Origin of the sequence: Aliidongia sp., from assembly GCF_035943795.1 — a bacterium.
Taxonomy (GTDB): Bacteria; Pseudomonadota; Alphaproteobacteria; order ATCC43930; family CGMCC-115725; genus Aliidongia.
This window is the reverse complement of the sequence record NZ_DASZBY010000045.1, coordinates 37,791-56,859: the sequence shown is the minus strand read 5'-3', so window position 1 is coordinate 56,859 and position 19,069 is coordinate 37,791. Positions and strand designations below refer to the sequence as shown.

The 19,069-nt window shown below is 66.1% G+C and carries 21 protein-coding genes; 12 read left to right on the top strand and 9 right to left on the bottom strand.

The window, feature by feature from the left end; genetic code table 11:
* The coding region (locus VGV37_RS07725; protein ID WP_326879068.1) for a hypothetical protein at window positions 1–780 on the bottom strand (780 nt) is incomplete at its 3' end.
* Window positions 781–1,121: 341 nt separating this feature from the next.
* Here VGV37_RS07725 and VGV37_RS07720 point away from each other — a divergent pair.
* The 5 genes from VGV37_RS07720 (at window position 1,122) to VGV37_RS07700 (ending at window position 4,996) form a co-directional block, all read left to right on the top strand.
* The gene (locus tag VGV37_RS07720) at window positions 1,122–3,218 is read left to right on the top strand and encodes a catalase (RefSeq protein WP_326879067.1); all 2,097 of its coding nucleotides are present in this window, start codon (window positions 1,122–1,124) and stop codon (window positions 3,216–3,218) included.
* A gap of 209 nt (window positions 3,219–3,427) precedes the next feature.
* A complete protein-coding gene (locus VGV37_RS07715; RefSeq protein ID WP_326879066.1) occupies window positions 3,428–3,805 on the top strand; it encodes an NADH:ubiquinone oxidoreductase subunit NDUFA12 in 378 nt (125 codons plus the stop codon).
* Window positions 3,806–3,830: 25 nt separating this feature from the next.
* Complete coding sequence (gene mlaD / locus VGV37_RS07710; protein WP_326879065.1) at window positions 3,831–4,379, top strand: outer membrane lipid asymmetry maintenance protein MlaD; 549 nt, start codon at window positions 3,831–3,833, stop codon at window positions 4,377–4,379.
* A complete protein-coding gene (locus tag VGV37_RS07705; RefSeq protein WP_326879064.1) occupies window positions 4,354–4,596 on the top strand; it encodes a hypothetical protein in 243 nt (80 codons plus the stop codon). The genes mlaD and VGV37_RS07705 overlap by 26 nt, the downstream gene beginning before the upstream one ends.
* Window position 4,597: 1 nt before the next feature.
* Window positions 4,598–4,996 carry a DUF2155 domain-containing protein gene (locus VGV37_RS07700; RefSeq protein WP_326879062.1) on the top strand — a complete coding sequence of 133 codons (399 nt, stop codon included), beginning with the start codon at window positions 4,598–4,600 and terminating at the stop codon, window positions 4,994–4,996.
* Here the strand turns inward: VGV37_RS07700 and aat are convergent.
* The 5 genes from aat to VGV37_RS07675 form a co-directional block, all read right to left on the bottom strand.
* The gene (gene aat, locus VGV37_RS07695) at window positions 4,930–5,580 is read right to left on the bottom strand and encodes a leucyl/phenylalanyl-tRNA--protein transferase (RefSeq protein ID WP_326879061.1); all 651 of its coding nucleotides are present in this window, start codon (window positions 5,578–5,580) and stop codon (window positions 4,930–4,932) included. The two genes, VGV37_RS07700 and aat, sit on opposite strands and share 67 nt — an antisense overlap.
* Window positions 5,581–5,628: 48 nt before the next feature.
* On the bottom strand, window positions 5,629–6,972 hold the full coding sequence (accC, locus tag VGV37_RS07690; protein WP_326879060.1) for an acetyl-CoA carboxylase biotin carboxylase subunit: 1,344 nt from the start codon (window positions 6,970–6,972) through the stop codon (window positions 5,629–5,631).
* 13 nt (window positions 6,973–6,985) lie between these two features.
* Window positions 6,986–7,462, bottom strand: coding sequence for an acetyl-CoA carboxylase biotin carboxyl carrier protein subunit (locus tag VGV37_RS07685; RefSeq protein ID WP_326879059.1), 477 nt, complete (start codon window positions 7,460–7,462; stop codon window positions 6,986–6,988).
* Window positions 7,463–7,475: 13 nt separating this feature from the next.
* Window positions 7,476–7,934, bottom strand: coding sequence for a type II 3-dehydroquinate dehydratase (aroQ, locus tag VGV37_RS07680; RefSeq protein WP_326879058.1), 459 nt, complete (start codon window positions 7,932–7,934; stop codon window positions 7,476–7,478).
* A 108-nt stretch (window positions 7,935–8,042) separates the two neighbouring features.
* Window positions 8,043–8,555: a MarR family winged helix-turn-helix transcriptional regulator gene (locus VGV37_RS07675; protein ID WP_326879057.1), complete on the bottom strand. Its 513-nt coding sequence runs from the start codon at window positions 8,553–8,555 to the stop codon at window positions 8,043–8,045.
* A 119-nt stretch (window positions 8,556–8,674) separates the two neighbouring features.
* On the opposite strand from VGV37_RS07675, the gene hppD reads away from it, so the two are divergent.
* Window positions 8,675–9,790 carry a 4-hydroxyphenylpyruvate dioxygenase gene (gene hppD / locus VGV37_RS07670; protein WP_326879056.1) on the top strand — a complete coding sequence of 372 codons (1,116 nt, stop codon included), beginning with the start codon at window positions 8,675–8,677 and terminating at the stop codon, window positions 9,788–9,790.
* On the opposite strand, the gene gcvA is transcribed toward hppD, so the two are convergent.
* Entirely contained in the window at window positions 9,777–10,715 is a 939-nt protein-coding gene (gene gcvA / locus VGV37_RS07665; protein ID WP_326879055.1) for a transcriptional regulator GcvA, read from the bottom strand. The genes hppD and gcvA overlap by 14 nt on opposite strands.
* Window positions 10,716–11,114: 399 nt before the next feature.
* Here gcvA and VGV37_RS07660 point away from each other — a divergent pair, with 399 nt between their 5' ends.
* Window positions 11,115–11,345, top strand: a complete 231-nt coding sequence (locus VGV37_RS07660) for a hypothetical protein (protein WP_326879054.1) — start codon at window positions 11,115–11,117, stop codon at window positions 11,343–11,345.
* Here the strand turns inward: VGV37_RS07660 and VGV37_RS07655 are convergent.
* Complete coding sequence (locus tag VGV37_RS07655; protein ID WP_326879053.1) at window positions 11,321–12,235, bottom strand: LysR family transcriptional regulator; 915 nt, start codon at window positions 12,233–12,235, stop codon at window positions 11,321–11,323. The genes VGV37_RS07660 and VGV37_RS07655 overlap by 25 nt on opposite strands.
* Before the next feature lie 147 nt (window positions 12,236–12,382).
* Between VGV37_RS07655 and VGV37_RS07650 the strand changes: the two genes are divergently transcribed.
* The 5 genes from VGV37_RS07650 to VGV37_RS07630 all read left to right on the top strand — a co-directional run bounded on the left by VGV37_RS07650 (window position 12,383) and on the right by VGV37_RS07630 (window position 18,236).
* Window positions 12,383–14,305, top strand: coding sequence for a bifunctional sugar phosphate isomerase/epimerase/4-hydroxyphenylpyruvate dioxygenase family protein (locus VGV37_RS07650; protein ID WP_326879052.1), 1,923 nt, complete (start codon window positions 12,383–12,385; stop codon window positions 14,303–14,305).
* Between the two features lie 3 nt (window positions 14,306–14,308).
* The gene (locus tag VGV37_RS07645; RefSeq protein WP_326879051.1) at window positions 14,309–15,172 is read left to right on the top strand and encodes a shikimate dehydrogenase; all 864 of its coding nucleotides are present in this window, start codon (window positions 14,309–14,311) and stop codon (window positions 15,170–15,172) included.
* Window positions 15,173–15,199: 27 nt separating this feature from the next.
* Window positions 15,200–16,597 carry an MFS transporter gene (locus VGV37_RS07640; RefSeq protein ID WP_326879050.1) on the top strand — a complete coding sequence of 466 codons (1,398 nt, stop codon included), beginning with the start codon at window positions 15,200–15,202 and terminating at the stop codon, window positions 16,595–16,597.
* A gap of 157 nt (window positions 16,598–16,754) precedes the next feature.
* On the top strand, window positions 16,755–17,393 hold the full coding sequence (maiA, locus tag VGV37_RS07635; RefSeq protein WP_326879049.1) for a maleylacetoacetate isomerase: 639 nt from the start codon (window positions 16,755–16,757) through the stop codon (window positions 17,391–17,393).
* 102 nt (window positions 17,394–17,495) lie between these two features.
* Complete coding sequence (locus VGV37_RS07630; RefSeq protein WP_326879048.1) at window positions 17,496–18,236, top strand: transporter substrate-binding domain-containing protein; 741 nt, start codon at window positions 17,496–17,498, stop codon at window positions 18,234–18,236.
* Between the two features lie 20 nt (window positions 18,237–18,256).
* On the opposite strand, the gene VGV37_RS07625 is transcribed toward VGV37_RS07630, so the two are convergent.
* Window positions 18,257–19,006: a DsbA family protein gene (locus VGV37_RS07625; protein WP_326879047.1), complete on the bottom strand. Its 750-nt coding sequence runs from the start codon at window positions 19,004–19,006 to the stop codon at window positions 18,257–18,259.
* Window positions 19,007–19,069: the final 63 nt, after the last annotated feature.

Here is a 19,069-nt window from a genome sequence, read left to right as displayed (position 1 = left end):
TTGCTCCGGCACGCCGATCAGTGCTTCCGGCGTGTTGCCCTCGGTGAAATAGTTGAGCTGGCTGACCTGGCGCCGCAGCCCGATGTTGACCGTCATCAGGATCTGCTCGACCGGCGAATAGCCATAGACCTTGTGCGGCCGGGGATTGCGCGGCGCGTAGAGCAACTCGTCGGCGGTATAATCGACCGCCGGCACGCCCTTCAGCACCTGCTGGTAGGCCGGGTCCGGCGGCCGCGGCGTGCGCCCGTCCGGACCCAGCAGCCGCTTGATCGTGGCGCCGTCGACCACCTCCAGGCCCCAGAGCGCGCCCGAGGCGGTGCGCCGGACATAGAGCGCCGGCGCATCGAGCACGAACAGGTCCTCCAGCAGCAGCCGCACCCAGGTGCCCCAGGGATGTTCCCGGTCCGGCGAACGCAGCAGGTCCTGGATCGCGACGATGCGCGGATCGTCCGAGGATCCGCCGCGCCGTGGCCGCACCGTCCAGTCGAGCGCCTCGATCTGGTCCTTGCGCGTCTCGATCACCAGGCGGACCAGGTCGTAGGCGTCGGCCAAACCGCGCAGTTCGGCGAAGCCGGTGCCCTCGTCCTGGCGCGGCTGGAGCCGCAGGTTATAGCCGACCGGGTAGTCGAACTGCCGGCCCGCTGTCTCGGCCGGCGCCTCGGGCGCCAGCGGCTGCGACGGGCCGAACCAGGCCGGCGCCGCACCGGTCACCGCATAGCGCAGGCCACCGACCACGCGCGCGAACAGGCCCGCCTCGGAAGGGCCGGGGGATGCTGCCATGAAGCAGGGTCCTTCTTGCTGGAAGCGCAAAACAAAAAGCCCGCCGCGGAAAAATCCGGGCGGGCGCAATGCGAGCGATGGGGAATCTATCTCAGATGTTTCGGAATCTGTAAAGAACAAAATAGGAACATGAAGGGCGGTTTCCGCCCCTCAAGCCCGCCCGTCCCGACAATGTGGAACCGATGACGCCCATCGCGGTTGGGACAGCGGGGCGCGAGCGATCGCGCACCGCCTCCATGCACGCACGGAGTTCACCGGCTCACGATCGGCCCGACGGATGGCGGCACCCAGTCGAACGAGTGTTCGACGTCGTCGATCGGTCCGCAAAAAGGAAAAATCTGATGGCCCCAAAGAACGGAACCACGCCGACCGCTGCCGAAACCATGGTGGGCAATGGCGGGGAGCTGCATCAGACCGCGTCCGCGCCGGCCGAGCGCCTGACGACCAATCATGGCGTGCCGGTCAGCGACAATCAGAATTCGCTGAAGGGCGGCAGCCGTGGGCCGACGCTGCTCGAAGATTTCGTGCTGCGCGAGAAGATCCAGCATTTCGACTATGAGCGCATTCCGGAGCGGATCGTCCATGCCCGGGGCTCCGCCGCCCACGGCGTGTTCGAGCTGACGAAATCGCTGGCGAAATACACCACGGCCAAGATCCTGACCGAGGTCGGCAAGAAGACCGAGCTGTTCACCCGCTTCTCGACCGTGGCCGGCGGGGCCGGCTCGGTCGACACGCCGCGCGACGTGCGCGGCTTCGCGGTCAAGTTCTACACCACGGAGGGCAACTGGGATCTGGTCGGCAATAACATCCCGGTGTTCTTCATCCAGGACGCGATCAAGTTTCCGGACCTCGTGCACTCGGTGAAAATGGAGGCCGATCGCGGCTATCCGCAGGCGGCCAGCGCCCATGACACGTTCTGGGACTTCATCGGGCTGATGCCGGAATCGACCCATATGATCATGTGGGCGATGTCCGATCGGGCGATCCCACGCTCGCTGCGCATGATGGAGGGCTTCGGCGTCCATAGTTTCCGCCTGGTCAACGCGGCGGGCGAGGCGACCTTCGTCAAGTTCCACTGGCGCCCGGTGCTGGGCACGCAATCGACCTGCTGGGACGAGGCGGTGAAGATCGCCGGGGCCGATCCCGACTACCATCGCCGCGACCTGCACGAGGCGATCGCCGCCGGCGATTTTCCGGAATGGGAGTTCGGCGTCCAACTGCTGACCCAGGCCGAGGCCGACGCGCTGCCGTTCGACATCCTGGACGCGACCAAGCTGATCCCGGAGGAGGTCGTGCCGATCCAGGTCGTCGGCAAGATGACCTTGAACCGCAACCCCGACAATTTCTTCGCCGAGACCGAGCAGGTGGCGTTCCTGCCGACCAACATGCCACCGGGCATCGACGTGTCGGAGGATCCGCTGCTGCAGGGGCGACTGTTCTCGTACCAGGACACGCAGCTGTCGCGCCTAGGCACGGTCAATTTCCACCAGATCCCGATCAACCAGGCCAAGGGCTGCCCGTTCCAGAACCTGCAGCGCGACGGGCACATGCAGACCCAGGTGCCGCAGGGCCGCGCCAATTACGAGCCGAACAGCCTGGGCCACGCCGGCGAGATCGGTGGGCCGCGCGAGGACCCCGCGGGCGGATTCCGCAGCTTCAAGCAGCCGCTGGGCGAGACCAAGGTCCGGCTGCGCGCCGAAACCTTCGCCGACCATTACAGCCAGGCCCGCTTGTTCTTCCAGTCGCAGACCGAGATCGAGCAGGCCCATCTGGCCAGCGCGCTCGTGTTCGAATTGTCGAAGGTGACGATCGAGCCGGTGCGCACGCGCGTGCTGGCCAACCTGCGGAACGTCGACGAGACGCTGGCCCAGCGCGTGGCCGACGGCCTCGCCATGGATCTGCCGGCCAAGGCGAAGGCGGCGGTGGAACCGCAGGACCTGGACCCGTCGCCGGCCCTGCGCATCGTCGGCAAGTACCCCCCGTCGCTGAAGGGTCGTGCCGTCGGCATCCTGGTGACCGACGGCGCCGACGGGGCGGTCGTTGCGGCGGTGAAGAAGGCGGCCGAGGGCGAGGGCGCCACGGTCAAGATCGTGGCGCCCAAGGTCGGCGGCGTGACGCTCAAGGACGGCAGCAGGCTGAAGGCCGACGGGCAGCTGGCCGGATCGCCCTCGGTCATCTTCGACGCAGTGGCGCTCGTGCTGTCGGCCGACGGATGCCAGCGGCTGCTGACGGAAGGGGCGGCGATCGACTTCGCGTCGAACGCCTTCGTCCATCTGAAGGCGATCGGCTTCACGCCGGAAGCAAAGCCGCTGCTCGACAAGGCGAACGTCGTGCCCGATGCCGGCGTGGTCGACGTCAGCAAGCAGGCGAATGCGTTCCTGGCCCCGGCGCGGACGCGGCAATGGGCGCGCGAGCCCAAGGTCCGCACCCTCGCCTGATCCGCGAAGCATGATGTCCGCCCGGTCGATGGCTGGGCGGGCGCTTGTGGCCACCCGCATTCGGAAACCGGCCATGTGGCGACGCACCCTCGACAGCGGGCGATGGCTAGTGCCATAGTCCGGCGGCTTTCTTCGGCCTGGACCAACCGGTTCCGGGCCACCATCTGTCTGATGGTGCTCTCCCGGCGATTTCGATCGAGTGTGACGGCATGACGACCCTTGGAACTTTGCTCTTCACCTGGCTGCGCGGCGAGCAGGTCGGCACCGACGTCGCCGGCAACAAGTACTATCGCCTGAAAGGTGCGCGTCCGCTCGTCAAGGGCGGGGGCATGGACAGCCGCGAGCGCCGCTGGGTCATCTACAACGGCATGCCCGAAGCGTCCAAGGTCCCGGCGGAATGGCACGGCTGGCTGCATCACTCGACCAACGCGCTGCCGCCGGCCGATCTCCAGAAGCGCCCCTGGCAGAAGGAGCATTTGCCCAACCTGACCGGAACCACGCTCGCCTACCGGCCGCCGGGTTCGATCCTGAAGGGCGGCGTCCGGGCACGGGCGACCGGCGATTACGAGCCATGGGTACCCAACTGAGCATCACCATAAGGCGACGGGACGCATGAATCGGAATCTTCTCGAAACGGTGATGGGCGCGGTCGTTATCGTCGTCGCCGTCATCTTCCTGGTCTTCGCCTATCACTCCGCCGAGCTCCGGACGACCGCGGGCTATCCCTTGAGCGCCAAGTTCGATCATATCGACGGGGTGCGCGACGGGGCTGACGTGCGGCTGAGCGGCATCAAGGTCGGCTCGATCGTCGCCACCAGCCTGGATCCCAAGACGTTCCAGGCGGTGGTCAAGCTGACGATCGACGACGCGGTCAAGCTGCCGGTCGACACGATCGCGACCATCACCCAGAACGGCCTGCTGGGCGACCAGTACATGTCGCTCGTGCCAGGTGCCAGCGACAAGATGGTCGCCGCCGGGGGGGAGCTGTCCTACACCCAGTCGGCACCCAGCCTGATGTCGCTGTTCGGCCAGGCGGTGTTCAGCATGAGCGGCGGCAACAAGCCGGCCGACGGCGGTGCCGGCGCCCCGGCACCTTCACAAGGAGCGGCATCGTCCAACCTGGTGCCGAAGCTCGATGGCGGAACGCCCCCCGCGAAGTAAGGTCGACCCGGCGTCGATCCGCTGGCGCACGCCGGCGGGCGAGCCGGTCGGCTGCGTCGCCAAGCTCGATGTCCTGACCGAAAACCTGGTCGAACTGCGTCAGATGGCCCAGGACGCGCTCGAAGACGCCATCCTGATGGGCTGCGACGAGGCTCAGATGCGCCAGGTGCTGGCGGATCTGATAGCCGGACTCGAAAATCCGTATGCGAAAGACTGACATGGCGCGGTTTGTCCTGGTTCCCCTGGCGCTCTCGATCCTGTCCGGCGGAGCGTTCGCGGCGGACTCCGGCCCGGTGGCGATCCTGCAGGGCCTCGACAAGACCACGGCGCGCGTCACCAAGTTCGAGGCGCCGGTCGGCAAGCCGGTCAGCTTCGGCACCTTGCAGATCACCGTGCGCGACTGCCGCAAGCGCCCGCCGGAGCAGGAGCCGGAGAGTGCGGCCTATCTCGACATCGACGCGATCCTGCAGGACAAGGGCGAGCCCAAGCATATCTTCAGCGGCTGGATGTTCGCCTCGTCGCCGGCGCTGAACAGCCTCGAAGACCCGGTCTACGACGTCTGGCTGCTCGATTGCAGGACGATCGACACGGCGTCGCCGCCGACCAGCCCCGGCTGAAACGCGGCACGGGTGCCGAGCGCCTTGGCCAACCGCCGCTGATACTCGGCGCGGGGAATCTCGACGACGCCGAAGCGTTCCAGGTGCGGTGTGGTGAATTGCGTATCCAATAGGACGAAGCCGCTCTCGATCAGGCGTGCCACCAGATGGACGAGGGCGAATTTGCTGGCGTCCGTCGCACGGCTGAACATGCTCTCGCCGAAGAAGGCACCGCCCAGCGCTACGCCATAGAGCCCGCCGACCAACTCGCCATCGAGCCAGGTCTCGACCGAATGGGCCCGGCCGCGCGCATGCAACTCGACATAGAGCTTCAGGATCTCGCCGTTGATCCAGGTTTCCGGCCGATCCGGCGTCGCCTCGGCGCAGCCGCGCACGACGGCCTGGAACGCGCTGTTGCAGCGGACTTCGAACGGGCCGTGGCGCACGGTGCGGCGCAGCTTATGCGGGACGTGGCAACCGTCGAGCGGCAGGATGCCGCGCCGCTCCGGATCGACCCAGAAGATCTCGGGATCGTCCGCGGATTCCGCCATCGGGAAGATGCCGGCGGCGTAGGCGCGCAGCAGGAGATCGGGGCTGAGCTTCATCCGATCCGACCTCCTTTCCGTCTCCCTCGCGGGAATGACGGGTTGGTGTTAAGCGTCCCGCGCCATGAAGCGTTCCAGCCAGTGGATATCGTAATTGCCGGTGATGAAGTCCGGCTCCTCCAGCAGGCGCAGATGCAGCGGGATATTCGTCTCGATGCCCGAGATGACGTATTCCTGCAGGGCCCGGCGCAGGCGGCGCACGCATTCGTCGCGGTCGCGGCCATGGACGATCAGCTTGGCGACCAGGCTGTCGTAATAACTGGGCACCGTATAGCCCTGGTACAGGTGCGAATCGACGCGCACGCCATAGCCGCCGGGCGCGTGATAGGCCGTGACCTTGCCGGGCGACGGCATGAAGGTCACCGGGTTCTCCGCATTGATCCGGCACTCGATCGCATGGCCGTAGAGCCTGACCTGGCTCTGGTCGATCTCCAGCAGACCGCCGGCGGCAATGCGGATCTGCTCCTGCACCAGATCGATGCCGCTGATCAGCTCCGACACCGGATGCTCGACCTGGATGCGGGTGTTCATCTCGATGAAGGCGAACTGGTCGTCCTGATAGAGGAATTCCAGCGTGCCGGCGCCGCGGTACTTCAGCTTCTGCATCGCCTGGATCGCGACGTTGCCAATCTGGGTCCGCGCCTCGGCGCTGAGGATGGGCGAGGGCGCCTCTTCCAGGATCTTCTGGTGCGAACGCTGTAGCGTGCAGTCGCGCTCGCCCAGATGGATCGCGTTGCCCTGGCCGTCGCCCAGCACCTGCACCTCGATGTGGCGCGGCGTGTTCAGGTACTTCTCGAAATAGACTTCGTCGTTGTTGAAGAAGGCCTTGGCCTCGGCCTGGGCCAGCGGGATCTGCTGGCGCAGCTCGTCGGACGAGCGCGCGACCTTCATGCCGCGGCCGCCGCCGCCGCCCGATGCCTTGACCAGCACCGGATAGCCCACTTCTTCCGCGCGCCGGACCGCGGCCTCGATGTCGCCGATGGCGCCGTCGGAGCCGGGCACGGTCGGGATGCCCAGGTCCGTCGCCGCGCGCTTGGCGATGACCTTGTCGCCCATCATGCGGATATGCTCGGGCGTGGGGCCGATGAAGGTCAGCCCATGCTCTTCGACCATGGACGCGAAATCGGCGTTTTCGCTGAGGAACCCCAGGCCCGGATGGATCGCGTCCGCCCCGGTGATCGAGGCCGCGGTCAGGATCGCCGGGATATTGAGGTAGCTGTCGCGCACGGATGGCGGCCCGATGCAGACGCTTTCGTCGGCCAGGCGCACATGCATGGCCGAGGCATCGGCGGTCGAATGGACGGCGACCGTGTGGATCCCCATCTCGCGGCAGGCGCGCAGCACACGCAGCGCGATTTCTCCACGATTGGCGATCAGCACCTTTTCGATCATGAGACGGGGATGCCTATTCCAGAACCAGGACGACTTGGCCGAACTCGACCGGATTGCCGTCGGTGACCAGGATGCGCGAGACCTTGCCGGCCTTGGGCGCACGGATCTGGTTCATCACCTTCATGGCCTCGATGATCAGCAGCGGTTGGCCGGCGGCCACCGTATCGCCGACGCGGGCAAATGGCGGCTGGCCCGGCTGGGCCGACAGGTAGGCGGTGCCGACCATCGGTGATTTCACGGCACCCGGATGGCTGGCGAATTCCAAATCCGGATGGGTTGCCGCGTGGGGCTCGGCCGGAATGGCCGGCGCCCCGGCGGGGGCGGCCATCGGCGCGCCCGCGTAGGCGGTGACCGGTGCGGGGCTGCGCGTCACGCGGATGCGATGCTCGCCCCAGGCATATTCGATCTCGGTCAGGCGGGCCTCGTCGAGCAGGGCCGCCAGCTTGCGGATGCGCTCTTCGTCGACGGTGAATTCGCTCGGTTTGGTCATGATGTTCCGAAGGTCAGGAATCGGCGATCAGCAGGCGGGCCATCGCGTCGAGCGCCAGCTCGTAGCCATGGGCGCCCAGGCCGACAATGACGCCGCGCGCCACGCGCGAGACGTAGGAATGATGGCGGAATTCCTCCCGCCGGTGGATGTTCGACAGGTGCACTTCGACGATCGGCAGGTCGCTCGCCGCCAGCGCATCCATCAGCGCGATCGAGGTATGGCTGTAACCGGCCGCGTTGATGACGATGCCGTCGGCACTGTCGCGCGCCTGCTGCACCCAGTCGATCAACTGGCCCTCGCTGTTGGTCTGGCGGAAATCCAGGTCGAGTTCCAGCACCTCGGCCCGCTCCAGGCAGGCCTCTTCGATGTCGGCCAGGGTCTCCCGGCCGTAGATCGTCGGTTCGCGGACACCCAGCAAGTTGAGGTTGGGGCCGTTCAGCACCAGGATCGTCTGTCGCGCCAATTCGCTCATATCCAAGGATCGCGAAGTTCGCGGGGTTATAGCACGAGCGGCCTCATGGGCAAGCCGCCGCTGTGACGGGCGTGTGACGGTCTCGACCGGACAAAAGACGCCGTGTGCTCAGGCTCCCACCGGCCGCTTGCCCTTCCGGCCGCTCTCCAGGAACGTCATGGCACTCTTTTCCAGCATGCGCATGACCCGGTCCAGTTCGGCGCGGTCGCTTTCGCTGAGCGGGGCCAGCAGTTGCTGTTCGATGGCCAGCGCGAAGGGGGCGATCTCTTCGCGGATCGCGGCCCCCTTGGGCGACAGCTGCAGGATCGAGCGGCGGCGGTCGTGGGCGTCGGTCGCGCGCTCCAGCAGGCCGGCGGCCAGCATGCGCTGCACCGCGCGGCTGACGCGGACCTTGTCCATCTCCGTGCGCTCAGCGGCTTCGTTCGCCGACATCGGCCCGAATCGGCCGACCACGGCGACCAGGCGCCATTCGGGAATGGAAAGCCCGAATTTCCGTTGGTAGACCCGGGCGATCGCGTTCGAGACCCGATTCGACAGGATCGACAGGCGATAGGGCAGGAAAGCCTCGAGCGCCAGGGGGTCGGCCTGCGGCGGTTCAGTGCCTTGTTCTGCGATTTTCATTGGCATCGGTTTCATATGAAACTATCTTCTCGCCATCAAGTCCTGCCCGGTTGCCCCTTCGAAAGAGGATCCACCGGACAGTTCGGTGAAATCATGACACTAAAAATGCGGGAGAAGCCATGACCGTCGCCACTGATAGCGCCCCTCAGAGTGCAAGAATCGACCTCTGGGACAATCCCATGCTGACCGACGGCTTCGAATTCGTCGAATATGCCGCCCCCGATCCGGTGGCATTGGGGCGGCTGTTCGAGCAGATGGGTTTCGTCAAGGTTGCACGCCACCGATCCAAGGATGTAGCGCTCTATCGCCAGGGCGACGTCAACTTCGTGGTCAATGGCGAGAAGGACAGTTTCGCCCAGGCCTTTGCCAAGCTGCACGGGCCGTGCGCCTGCGCCATGGCATTTCGCGTGGCCGACGCGCCTGCCGCCTACAAGCGCGCGCTCGAGCTGGGCGCGAAGCCGGTCCAGAGCCAGATCGGTCCGATGGAACTGCAGATCCCCGCGATCGAGGGCATCGGCGGCAGCCTGCTCTATCTGGTCGATCGCTATGGTGCCAAGGGCTCGATCTACGACGTCGATTTCGTCGCGATTCCGGGCGTCGATCAAAATCCTCCGGGCGTCGGCCTGACCTATATCGACCATCTAACCCACAACGTGCATCGCGGCCGCATGGCGCAATGGGCCGACTATTACACCAAGCTCTTCGGCTTCCGCGAAATCCGCTATTTCGACATCGAGGGCAAGCTCACCGGCCTGAAGTCGAAGGCGATGACCAGTCCGTGCGGCAAGATCCGCATCCCGATCAACGAAAGCTCGGACGACAAGAGTCAGATCGCCGAATATCTGGAGGCCTACCATGGCGAGGGCATCCAGCACATCGCGCTGGGCACCAACACGATCTACGATACGGTCGAGGCGCTGAAGGCGCGCTCCATTCCGTTCCAGACCGTGCCGGATACCTATTTCGAGCTGATCGACACGCGCCTGCCCGGTCATGGCGAAGACCTGCCGCGCCTGGCGAGGAACCGCATCCTCGTCGATGGTGCGCCGGGCTCGGACAAGGGCGAGGGCGGCCGACTGCTGCTGCAGATCTTCACCCAGGAAGTGATCGGGCCGATCTTCTTCGAGATCATCCAGCGCAAGGGCGACGAAGGTTTCGGCGAGGGCAACTTCAAGGCGCTGTTCGAGTCGATGGAACTCGACCAGATTCGCCGCGGTACGCTCAAAGACGAGTAGACAATGCCGGCGCCGGGGCGGCCCTGGCCACCTCGGCGGCGTATTCCGCCAGGATCCAGTCGCGAAAGGCGCGCACCTTCGGCTGGTCCTTCCGCACCTTCGGATAGGCCAGGAAATAGCTGCGCCGGGAAAAGAGCCGCTGCGGGAAGGGCTGCACCAGCCGTCCGCTCGCGAGTTCGTCGGCGAAGAATGGCGGGTTCAGCAGCGCCACGGCCTGGCCCGCCATCGCGGCATTTCCCAGCATCTGCTGATTGTCCAGCCGGGCGCCGCGTGCGACGTTCGTCGGTACCGGATGGCCGGCGAGCGCGAACCAGGCCTCCCACGCATCGTCATCCTCGCGAAATAGCGGCAGCTTCAACAGGTCGGCCGGCACTCTGACGCCGCCGATGCTGGCGATCAGCGCCGGGCTCGCCATGGGCGACAGCGCCACCGGCATCAGCCGCTCGGCGATGACCCCGGGCCAATCGCCGTGCCCGACCCGGATCGCAACGTCGACCTCCTCGGCCAGCAGATCGACCAGCCTGATCGAGGTGTCGAGCCACACGGCGATATCCGGATGAAGCCGCTCGAACCGGCCGAGCCGGGGCACGAGCCAGTTCGACGCGAACGTGTGCATGGTCGTGATCTTGAGTACACGATCCTCGCCGCCATGGGCCGCGGCGAAGGCGTTCGCCAGAAGACCCAGCGCGTCGGCAACCGGCCCCGCCAGGCGCTGGCCGGTCTCGGTCAGTTCGAGCTTTCGGGTCAGGCGCCGGAACAATGGGGTGCCGACCCGGTCCTCCAGCTGCTTGATCTGATAGCTCACGGCCGCCTGGGTCATGCCCAGTTCGACCGCCGCCCTGGTGAAGCTCAGGTGGCGCGCTGCCGCCTCGAACACGCGGACGGCCGCCAGCGGCGGCAGTCGGGAGGCGAGGCTTCTATCCATGAAATCTCCTGATCGATGAACGCGCGCTGGAGCGGGGGATCGGCTAGCGGACGTCAGCGGAGCTGATCGATCGTCGCAGCATCACCGGAGGGCGGTGCATTCATCCATCGCGTCCCTGGCATGCTGAGCCATTGGTTTGATTTCCTTATGCCGCTTCCGGCTCGGATGGCGCCGCCGACTGGTGCTGGATCATCGGCGCTGCGCCCTGCGCCTCACAGCGGACCTGGCGAAACCCAAGCGCCACGCCTTCCATCATACGCCTCCCGACCATCCACGAAGGGCCTCATGCATCAATCTACCTTATTCGTCACCCATCGATAACTGGTTTGTCCCCACCTGCTTTCCGCACGAATATATCGATAGATCCGATGGATCTGCGATGTTTGGCAGGAGAGTTCGATGGCTGAGATCATACCGATGCAGGGTCCGTGCGGGGCATGCGTTTCGCCCGACCGGGTCTCGTTCGCGGGCTGGCTGCAGCAATGGTTCATGCGGCTGCAGCCCCGCCGGCAGCCGGTCGGAAATGCCGACGAGTTGCCGGACCGCATGCGGCGCGACATGGGCCTGACGCCGCGGGCGGCGGAGCCCGGCCGGCTGTATCACGACTACCTGTCGTCCCGTTGGCCTTGAGCGACGGGCAGGGCGGCCGCGCTGCGGCGCAGGGCCGCCCCGAAGCCTTCGGCCGCCCGTGACAAGGGGCGAAGCCGGTCGCGTACGATCGACAGGTCGAACCATTTCTCGGGGCGGAACGGCCGTACGGTCAGGCCGGGAAAGATGCCGCCGGTGACGCTGAATTCGTCGACCAGCGCCACCCCGGCGCCGGCCTGCACCAGGGCGCAGGCGGTGTGGCCGAAGCGCACCTCGACCGCGATGTCGCGGGCGACGCGCTCGCTCGCGAACGCCTGGTCGATCAACTGGCCCTGAGGCGTGTCGCGATCGTAGGAGATCAGCGCATGGCCGGCGATGTCGGCCGGCGTGACGAACGCCTTGGCCGCGAGCGCATGGCCCTCCGGCAGCACACAGACGAGGCGGCCGCGGCACAGGGTCTCGACCTCCAGGTTCGGATGGTCGCTTGGAAACATCGAGATACCGAGATCGGCCTGGTGGGTCAGCACCCGCTCGAGCAGCGCCGCCTGGGGCAGGATCTCCAGCCCGATCCTCAATCCGGACCGCTCGGCCCGGAAGGCGGTGATGGCGTTCGGCACGAGCGCCAGGCCCAGGCTCGGGCTGCATACCAGACGCAATCGCCCGGTCCGGCTCAGCGCCAGATCCTGCGCCATGTCGCGGACCAGCCGGATGCCCGAATAGGCCTTCTCCACCTCTTCGTACAAGGTCAGCGCCTCGGCCGTCGGATAGAGTCGGCCCTTGATGCGCTCGAACAGCTTGATGCCCAGCCGGTCCTCGGTATGGCGCATCAGCCGGCTGACGTTCGGCTGCGAGACGTTGAGCGAGCGCGCGGCATCGCTGATGCCGCCGGTCAGCATGATGGCCCGGAACACTTCGATCTGGCGCAGGTTCATGACCGCAAACTCATAACGTGATGTTATGGGTGAGCATAAACTAGGCATGAGATGTTTTCCAACTCCCGGCTTATCATCCTGATCAACAGGGGTGGGCCGCAGCGGCCCGTTCTGCGGGCGCCGTGCGGCGCCGGGGGAGGAGCCGACATGCAGCGTTCGATCGCCACCGTTTCGCTCAGCGGCACCTTGCCGGAAAAGCTCGAGGCGGCTGCGGCGGCGCGGTTCGACGGCGTCGAGATCTTCGAGAATGATCTCGTTTATTTCGACGGCTCGCCGCGCCAGGTCCGGCAGCGGGCGGCCGACCTTGGCCTCGATATCCTGCTGTTCCAGCCGTTCCGCGATTTCGAAGGCGCACCGCGCGATCGGCTGGCCCGCAATCTCGATCGGGCAGAGCGCAAGTTCGACCTGATGGGCGAATTGGGCGCGCCGGCGGTCCTGGTCTGCTCGAACGTGGCGGCCGACGCGATCGGCGACGAGGCGGTGCTGGTAGACGATCTGCGGCAATTGGCCGAGCGGGCGGCGCGGCGCGGCCTCAAGGTCGGCTTCGAGGCGTTGGCCTGGGGCCGGCACGTCCACTCGTGGCACCAGGCCTGGCGTATCGTGCAACAGGTCGACCACCCGAGCCTCGGGCTGATCCTCGACAGCTTCCACACCTTGTCGCTAAAGGACGACCTGACCGGCCTCGACCAGGTCCCGCCCGACAAGATCACGTTCGTCCAGATCGCCGACGCGCCGATCATGGCGATGGACGTGCTGGAATGGAGCCGGCACTACCGCTGTTTTCCGGGGCAGGGGGCGTTCGATCTGGCGTCCTTCCTGGCGCCGATCGTGGCCGGCGGCTATCGCGGCCCGCTGTCTCTCGAGATCTTCAACGATGGATTTCGCGCGGCGCCGCCCCGGCCGACGGCGGCGGATGGCATGCGCGGACTGTTGTATCTGGAAGAGACCACGGCCGCCCATCTCGCCGCCAGCCCGGCGCCAACACCGGCCAAGCAGTGCGCCACCCTGTTCCAGCCACCCCAGGCCAGCCGCTATGGCGGCTTCGAATTCCTGGAATTCGCGGTCGACGAGACCTCGGGACCGGCGCTCGCGACCTGGCTCGAGGTCCTGGGCTTCGCGCTGGTCGGGCGCCACCGGTCCAAGGCGGTCGATCTCTATCGCCAGGGTGCCATCAACCTCATCCTGAACAGCGAGCCGGATTCCTTCGCCCATGCCTATTTCCTGATGCATGGGCCGTCGGTCTGCGCCATGGCATTGACGGTCGAGGACCTGCCGGCGGCGCTCGATCGGGCGCTGCTCTATCATTGCCAGCCCTATGCCGGCGGCGTCGGCCCGAACGAGAGCGTGATTCCGGCGATCTGCGCGCCCGATGGCAGCCTGATCTATTTCGTCGAGACGCAGGCGACGCCGCGGATCTACGAGACCGATTTCCTGCCGGTCGACGGGACGGCGGCCGCGGCGGCCCACCTGACCCGCATCGACCATGTCTCGATCGGCCTGCCCGACGGGCAGTTCGATCGGTGGCTGCTGTTCTACAAGACGGCACTCGGCTTCATCGCCGACGATGCGTTCGTCGTGCCCGATCCCTACGGCCTGGTGCGCAGCCGGGCGTTGCACAGCCTGGGCGACGCGGTGCGCATCCCGCTCAACATCTCGGAAAGCCGCAACACGGCGCTGGCCCGCTCGGTGTCGTCCTATGGCGGCGCCGGCGTGCAGCATATCGCGTGTGCCACCGACGACATCAGGGCGACCGTGGCGGCGCTGCGCGCGCGCGGCGTGCGGTTCCTCGCCATCCCGCGCAACTATTACGACGATCTCGCGAGCAAGTTCGGGTTGACCGAGGATTTCCTCGACGATCTGGCGGCGCTCGACATCCTGTACGACCGGGATGCCGACGGCGCGGAGTTCCTGCAGGCCTATTCCCAGGCGTTCGACGAGCGCTTCGTGGTCGAGATCGTCGAGCGTCACGGCTATCGTCAGTATGGCGCCGCCAATGCACCGGTCCGGCTTGCCGCCCAGGCTGCGACGACCGGCCGCTCGCCCTACAGCTTCGAAGAACTGGAAGGCTGATCGATGACGAAATATGCCCGCCGCCCGTCCGTGCTGGCCGGCCTGATCGGCCAGGACATCCAGGGCTCGCGCAGCCCGGAAATGCACATGCAGGAGGGCGAGGCCCAGGACCTGCGCTACGTCTATCGGCTGATCGACCTGACCAGGCTCGGCGTCGGGGTCGAGGCGCTGCCGGACCTGGTGACGGCCGCGGAACGTACCGGTTTCACCGGTCTCAACATCACGCATCCCTGCAAGCAGCTGGTGATCCAACACCTGGACGAACTGTCCGACGATGCCAAGGCGCTGGGCGCGGTCAATACCGTGCTGTTCAAGGATGGCAAGCGGATCGGCCACAACACCGACTGGTCCGGCTTCGCCGAGCCGTTCCGCCGCCAGATGGCCGACGTGGCGCGCGACCGGGTTGTCCAGATCGGTGCGGGGGGTGCCGGCGCCGCCGTCGCCCATGCGACCATGGTGCTGGGCGTCAAGGAACTGACGCTGTTCGACATCGACCCGGCGCGGGCTGCGCGGGTCGCCGACAATCTCAATGCCCATTTCGGCGCCGGCCGCGCCCGCGCCGGCGCTGATCTGCCCGCATCGGTCGCCGCCGCGGACGGGATCATCAACGCGACGCCGATCGGTATGGACGGCCATCCGGGCATGCCGCTGCCCGAAGAGCTGCTGCGCCAGGACCTATGGGTCGCCGAAGTCATTTATTTCCCGCTTGAAACCGAACTTTTGCGCCGAGCCCGCGCGCTCGGCTGCCGCACCATCGATGGTGGCGGCATGGCGGTGTTCCAGGCGGTCGCGGCGTTCCGGCTCTTCACGGGGAAAGAGCCCAACAGCGATCGAATGATCGCGCATTTCGCGTCAATGGGATCCTGAACAACAAAAACACGAGGGGAGGACATCATGCCGACTGGCATTGATTCGCACGGCGGGCAATCGAAACGAGCCGCCGCAAGCGGCTGGATTGGATCCGCGCTGGAATACTACGACTTCTTCATCTATGCGACCGCGGCGGCGCTGGTGTTTCCGCAGCTGTTCTTTCCGTCCACCGACCCGACCGTTGCAATCGTCGCGTCGTTGGCGACCTACGGGGTGGGCTACGTGGCGCGGCCGATCGGTGCGTTCGTGCTGGGCCACCTGGGCGACACCCATGGTCGCAAGAACGTTCTGCTGACCTGCATGTTCATGATGGGCATCTCGACGATGCTGGTCGGCGTGCTGCCGACCTATGGCCAGGTCGGCATCCTGGCGCCGGTCTTGCTGGTGGTGCTGCGCCTGATCCAGGGCTTCGCCGTCGCGGGGGAGATCTCCGGCTCGTCGTCGATGATCCTGGAGCACGCGCCGTTCGGCCGCCGGGGCTTCTTCTCGTCCTTTACCCTGCAAGGCGTGCAAGCAGGCCAGATCTTCGCCGCCGCCGTATTCATCCCTCTGGCCCGGATGATGCCTCGCGACGAGTTCTTGGCGTGGGGCTGGCGGGTGCCGTTTCTCCTCAGCATTCTCGTCGTCATCGCCGGCTACTTCATCCGCCGCAACGTCGACGAGACCCCGGCCTTTACCGCGGAAGAAATGAAGGGCAGCATCCCTCGCGCCCCCATCCCGGAAGCCTTCCGGCTCGGCTGGGCCGACATCTTGCGCGTGGTCTGCATGGCGCTGATGAACGTGGTCCCCGTCGTCGCCACCGTCTTCGGCGGTGCCTACGCGGTCCAGGCAGCCTATGGCATCGGCTTCGCCGCCGACGTCTATCTCTGGATCCCGGTCATCGGGAACGTGGTCGCGGTCCTGGTCATCCCGATCGTCGGGAATCTTTCCGACCGGATCGGCCGTCGGCCGCCCATGATCATCGGCGCGCTCTGCTCCGGCGCGCTGTCGTTCGGCTATCTCTATGCCATCAGCATCCACAGCGTTCCTCTGGCGGTGGCTATGTCGGTGCTCATGTGGGGCATCGTCTACCAGGGCTACAACGCGACCTTCCCGTCGTTCTACCCGGAGCTGTTCCAGACCCGCGTTCGCGTCACGGCCATGGCGGTCGGACAGAACGTCGGGACGACGATCACCGCCCTGCTGCCGGCCCTGTTTGCGATCGTGGCGCCCCCCGGCGCTGCCAACATCCCGCTCACGATCGGCGCCCTCACGTTCGGGATCACGGCCATTGCCGCGGTTGCGGCGTTCACCGCCCGGGAGACCTACCGCCTTCGGCTCGACGACCTCGGCCATCACGGGGCGGTCCCCGTAGCCAAGAGCGAGTATGACGCGATGCGCGCGCAGTCGTTCGACCGCAAACGCACCTCCGTTCCTGCCTGACGCAGGCGGGAAGGCGTTCGAGCCGTGAAGATCGGCGCGGATGCCTTCCCGCTCCGGCGCATGTGCCGTGCGGCTGATCGGATCGCGTAAGGGTCCTTGACGATGGCGACGGCCGGCGCCACGGTGCCGGCCGTCGGCCTATCCTACGAGGACCTCCATGAAGCTGCATGGCTACTACCGCTCCTCGGCCTCGTTCCGGGTGCGGATCGCCCTCAATCTCAAGGGCATCGAGTACCAGGACGTCTTGCATCACCTGCGCAAGGACGAGCAGCGCGCGCCGGACTATCTGAAGCTTCATCCCCAAGGCTTCGTGCCCTTGCTCGAGGACGGCGACGAACTGCTGCTGCAGTCCATGGCGATCATCGAGTACCTGGACGAGACCCATCCGTTTCCGCCGCTGCTGCCCGGCCATCCGGGCGATCGTGCGCGGGTGCGCGCCATCGCCCAGATGGTCAGCTGCGACATCCATCCGGTCGATAACCTCCGCGTCCTGCGCTATCTGCGCAAGGAGCTGGGCCAGGACGAGGCCGGCGTGCAGCGCTGGTATAATCACTGGATCGCCGAAGGTTTCCAGGCGCTGGAAACCTTCCTCGGCGAGTCCGAGCAGACCGGCCGGTTCTGTCATGGCGACGAGCCCAGCCTGGCGGACGTCTGCCTGGTGCCGCAGGTCGTCAATTCGCAGAATTTCAAGCTCGACCTGGCACCCTATCCGACGATCCGCCGGATCAGCGAGGCATGCCTCGGTCTCGCCGCGTTCGAACGGGCCTTGCCGAAGAACCAGCCCGACGCCGAATAGAATCATCCTCGGCAAAAAACGACAAAAAGTGACTGTTCCCTCGCGGGGGTTTTGGTCAGACTAGCCGGACTTGCGCCTGACGCTTCCAGCGAGGAGGGCCGCATGGTGGGAAAAGTCTGGCTTGGGGCGCTCTGCCTGCTATTCGTCTCGCCGGGCAGCCGCGCTGCGGACGTAACGCTGGTGCGCATCGAAAAGGTCGCCGAGCAATATATCGGCGCCGAGGTCCTGACCGAGATCTATTCCAAGGCCGGTTTCACCGTCGCGATCATCCCGACGACCGCTGCCCGCGCCGGACAGCTGACGCTCGACGGCGAGGTGGACGGCGGGGTCGACGCGCAAGCGCTGCGCTATGGCTCTTACGGCATCGCCGTTTCGTCGATGATCCGGGTTGAGCCGCCGTATTATTCGGTGACCACGACGGCATTCGCGCGCCGGGGCCGCGGCCTGTCGATCCGGTCGAGCGACGATCTGCGCAGCTATCGCGTCGGGATCGTCCTGTCCGCCATCCACACGAATGCCCAGGCGGCGGGCGCCCTCGAGATCGTCAACGTGCCCGACACGTATCTGCTGTTCAAAATGCTCCAGGAGGGCCGTATCGACATCGCGCTGGATACGAAGATCGACGGCGACTATCTGGTCAAGGCCCTGCGGTTGGGCGATATCGTCGCCGTCGGCGATCTGGCCAAGATCGATATCTTCAACTACCTGACGCCGAACAACGCCAGCCTGGCGCGCCGGATCGGCGAGACGATCGCGGCACTCCAGACCGCAGGCCAGCTCGACGGCCTGGTGCGCAGATATGAGCGGGCCCTGGTCGAGGGCGGCGTCAGGCCGGACCTTTAGCCAAGCCGACGCCTGACCCGTCAGCCCTTGCGGGCGGCTGCGACGGCGTCCTGGAAATCCTTGAGTTCGACCGCGCCCGGCAACAGCGTATCGCCGATCACGAAGGCCGGCGTGCCGCTGACGTTCAGCGCTTTTGCCAGGTCGTAATTATTCTTCAGGATCGCGTCGATGTCGGAGGATTCGGCCTCTTTCTTGACCTGGGCCGGGTCCAGCCCGATCGACTTGGCGACCTCGAGCGTCTGGGCATCGTCGACTTTGGTCTTCAGCGCGAACATCGCCTGATGGAACTCGGCATATTTGCCGTGCTTCTTCGCGACCAGGGCCACGCGCGAGGCGAACACCGATTCCTTGCCGAGGATCGGGAACTCCTTCATCACGACGCGGACCTTCGGGTCTTGAGCGATCAGGGTCTGCAGGGTCGGCGCCGTGACCTTGCAGTAGGGGCAGCGGTAGTCGAAGAACTCGACGATCGTCACGTCGCCCTTGGCATTGCCCAGCACCGGCGAGGTCGGATCATGGTCCAGCTCCTCGCGGTGCGACTGCAGCGCTGTCTTGGCCTCGCTCTGCTCCTCCTGCTTCATGCTCGCTTCGGCATGCTCGATCGCGTCGATCAGGGCCTTGGGATTGTTCATGAAATAGTCGTGGATCAGCTTATTGACCTGATCGGTCTGTGCCGGGGTCAGACCGTCGGCCGCCTGAGACCGCAGCGGAAAGAGCGCCAGCGCCAGGATCGGCAACAGCAGCAGCGAACGGCGGAACGACATGAACATGGGTCTGTTACTCTGGGCGCCAGGACATCGCGGCCACCATAGGCGCCGGGCGGAAGCGTCGGC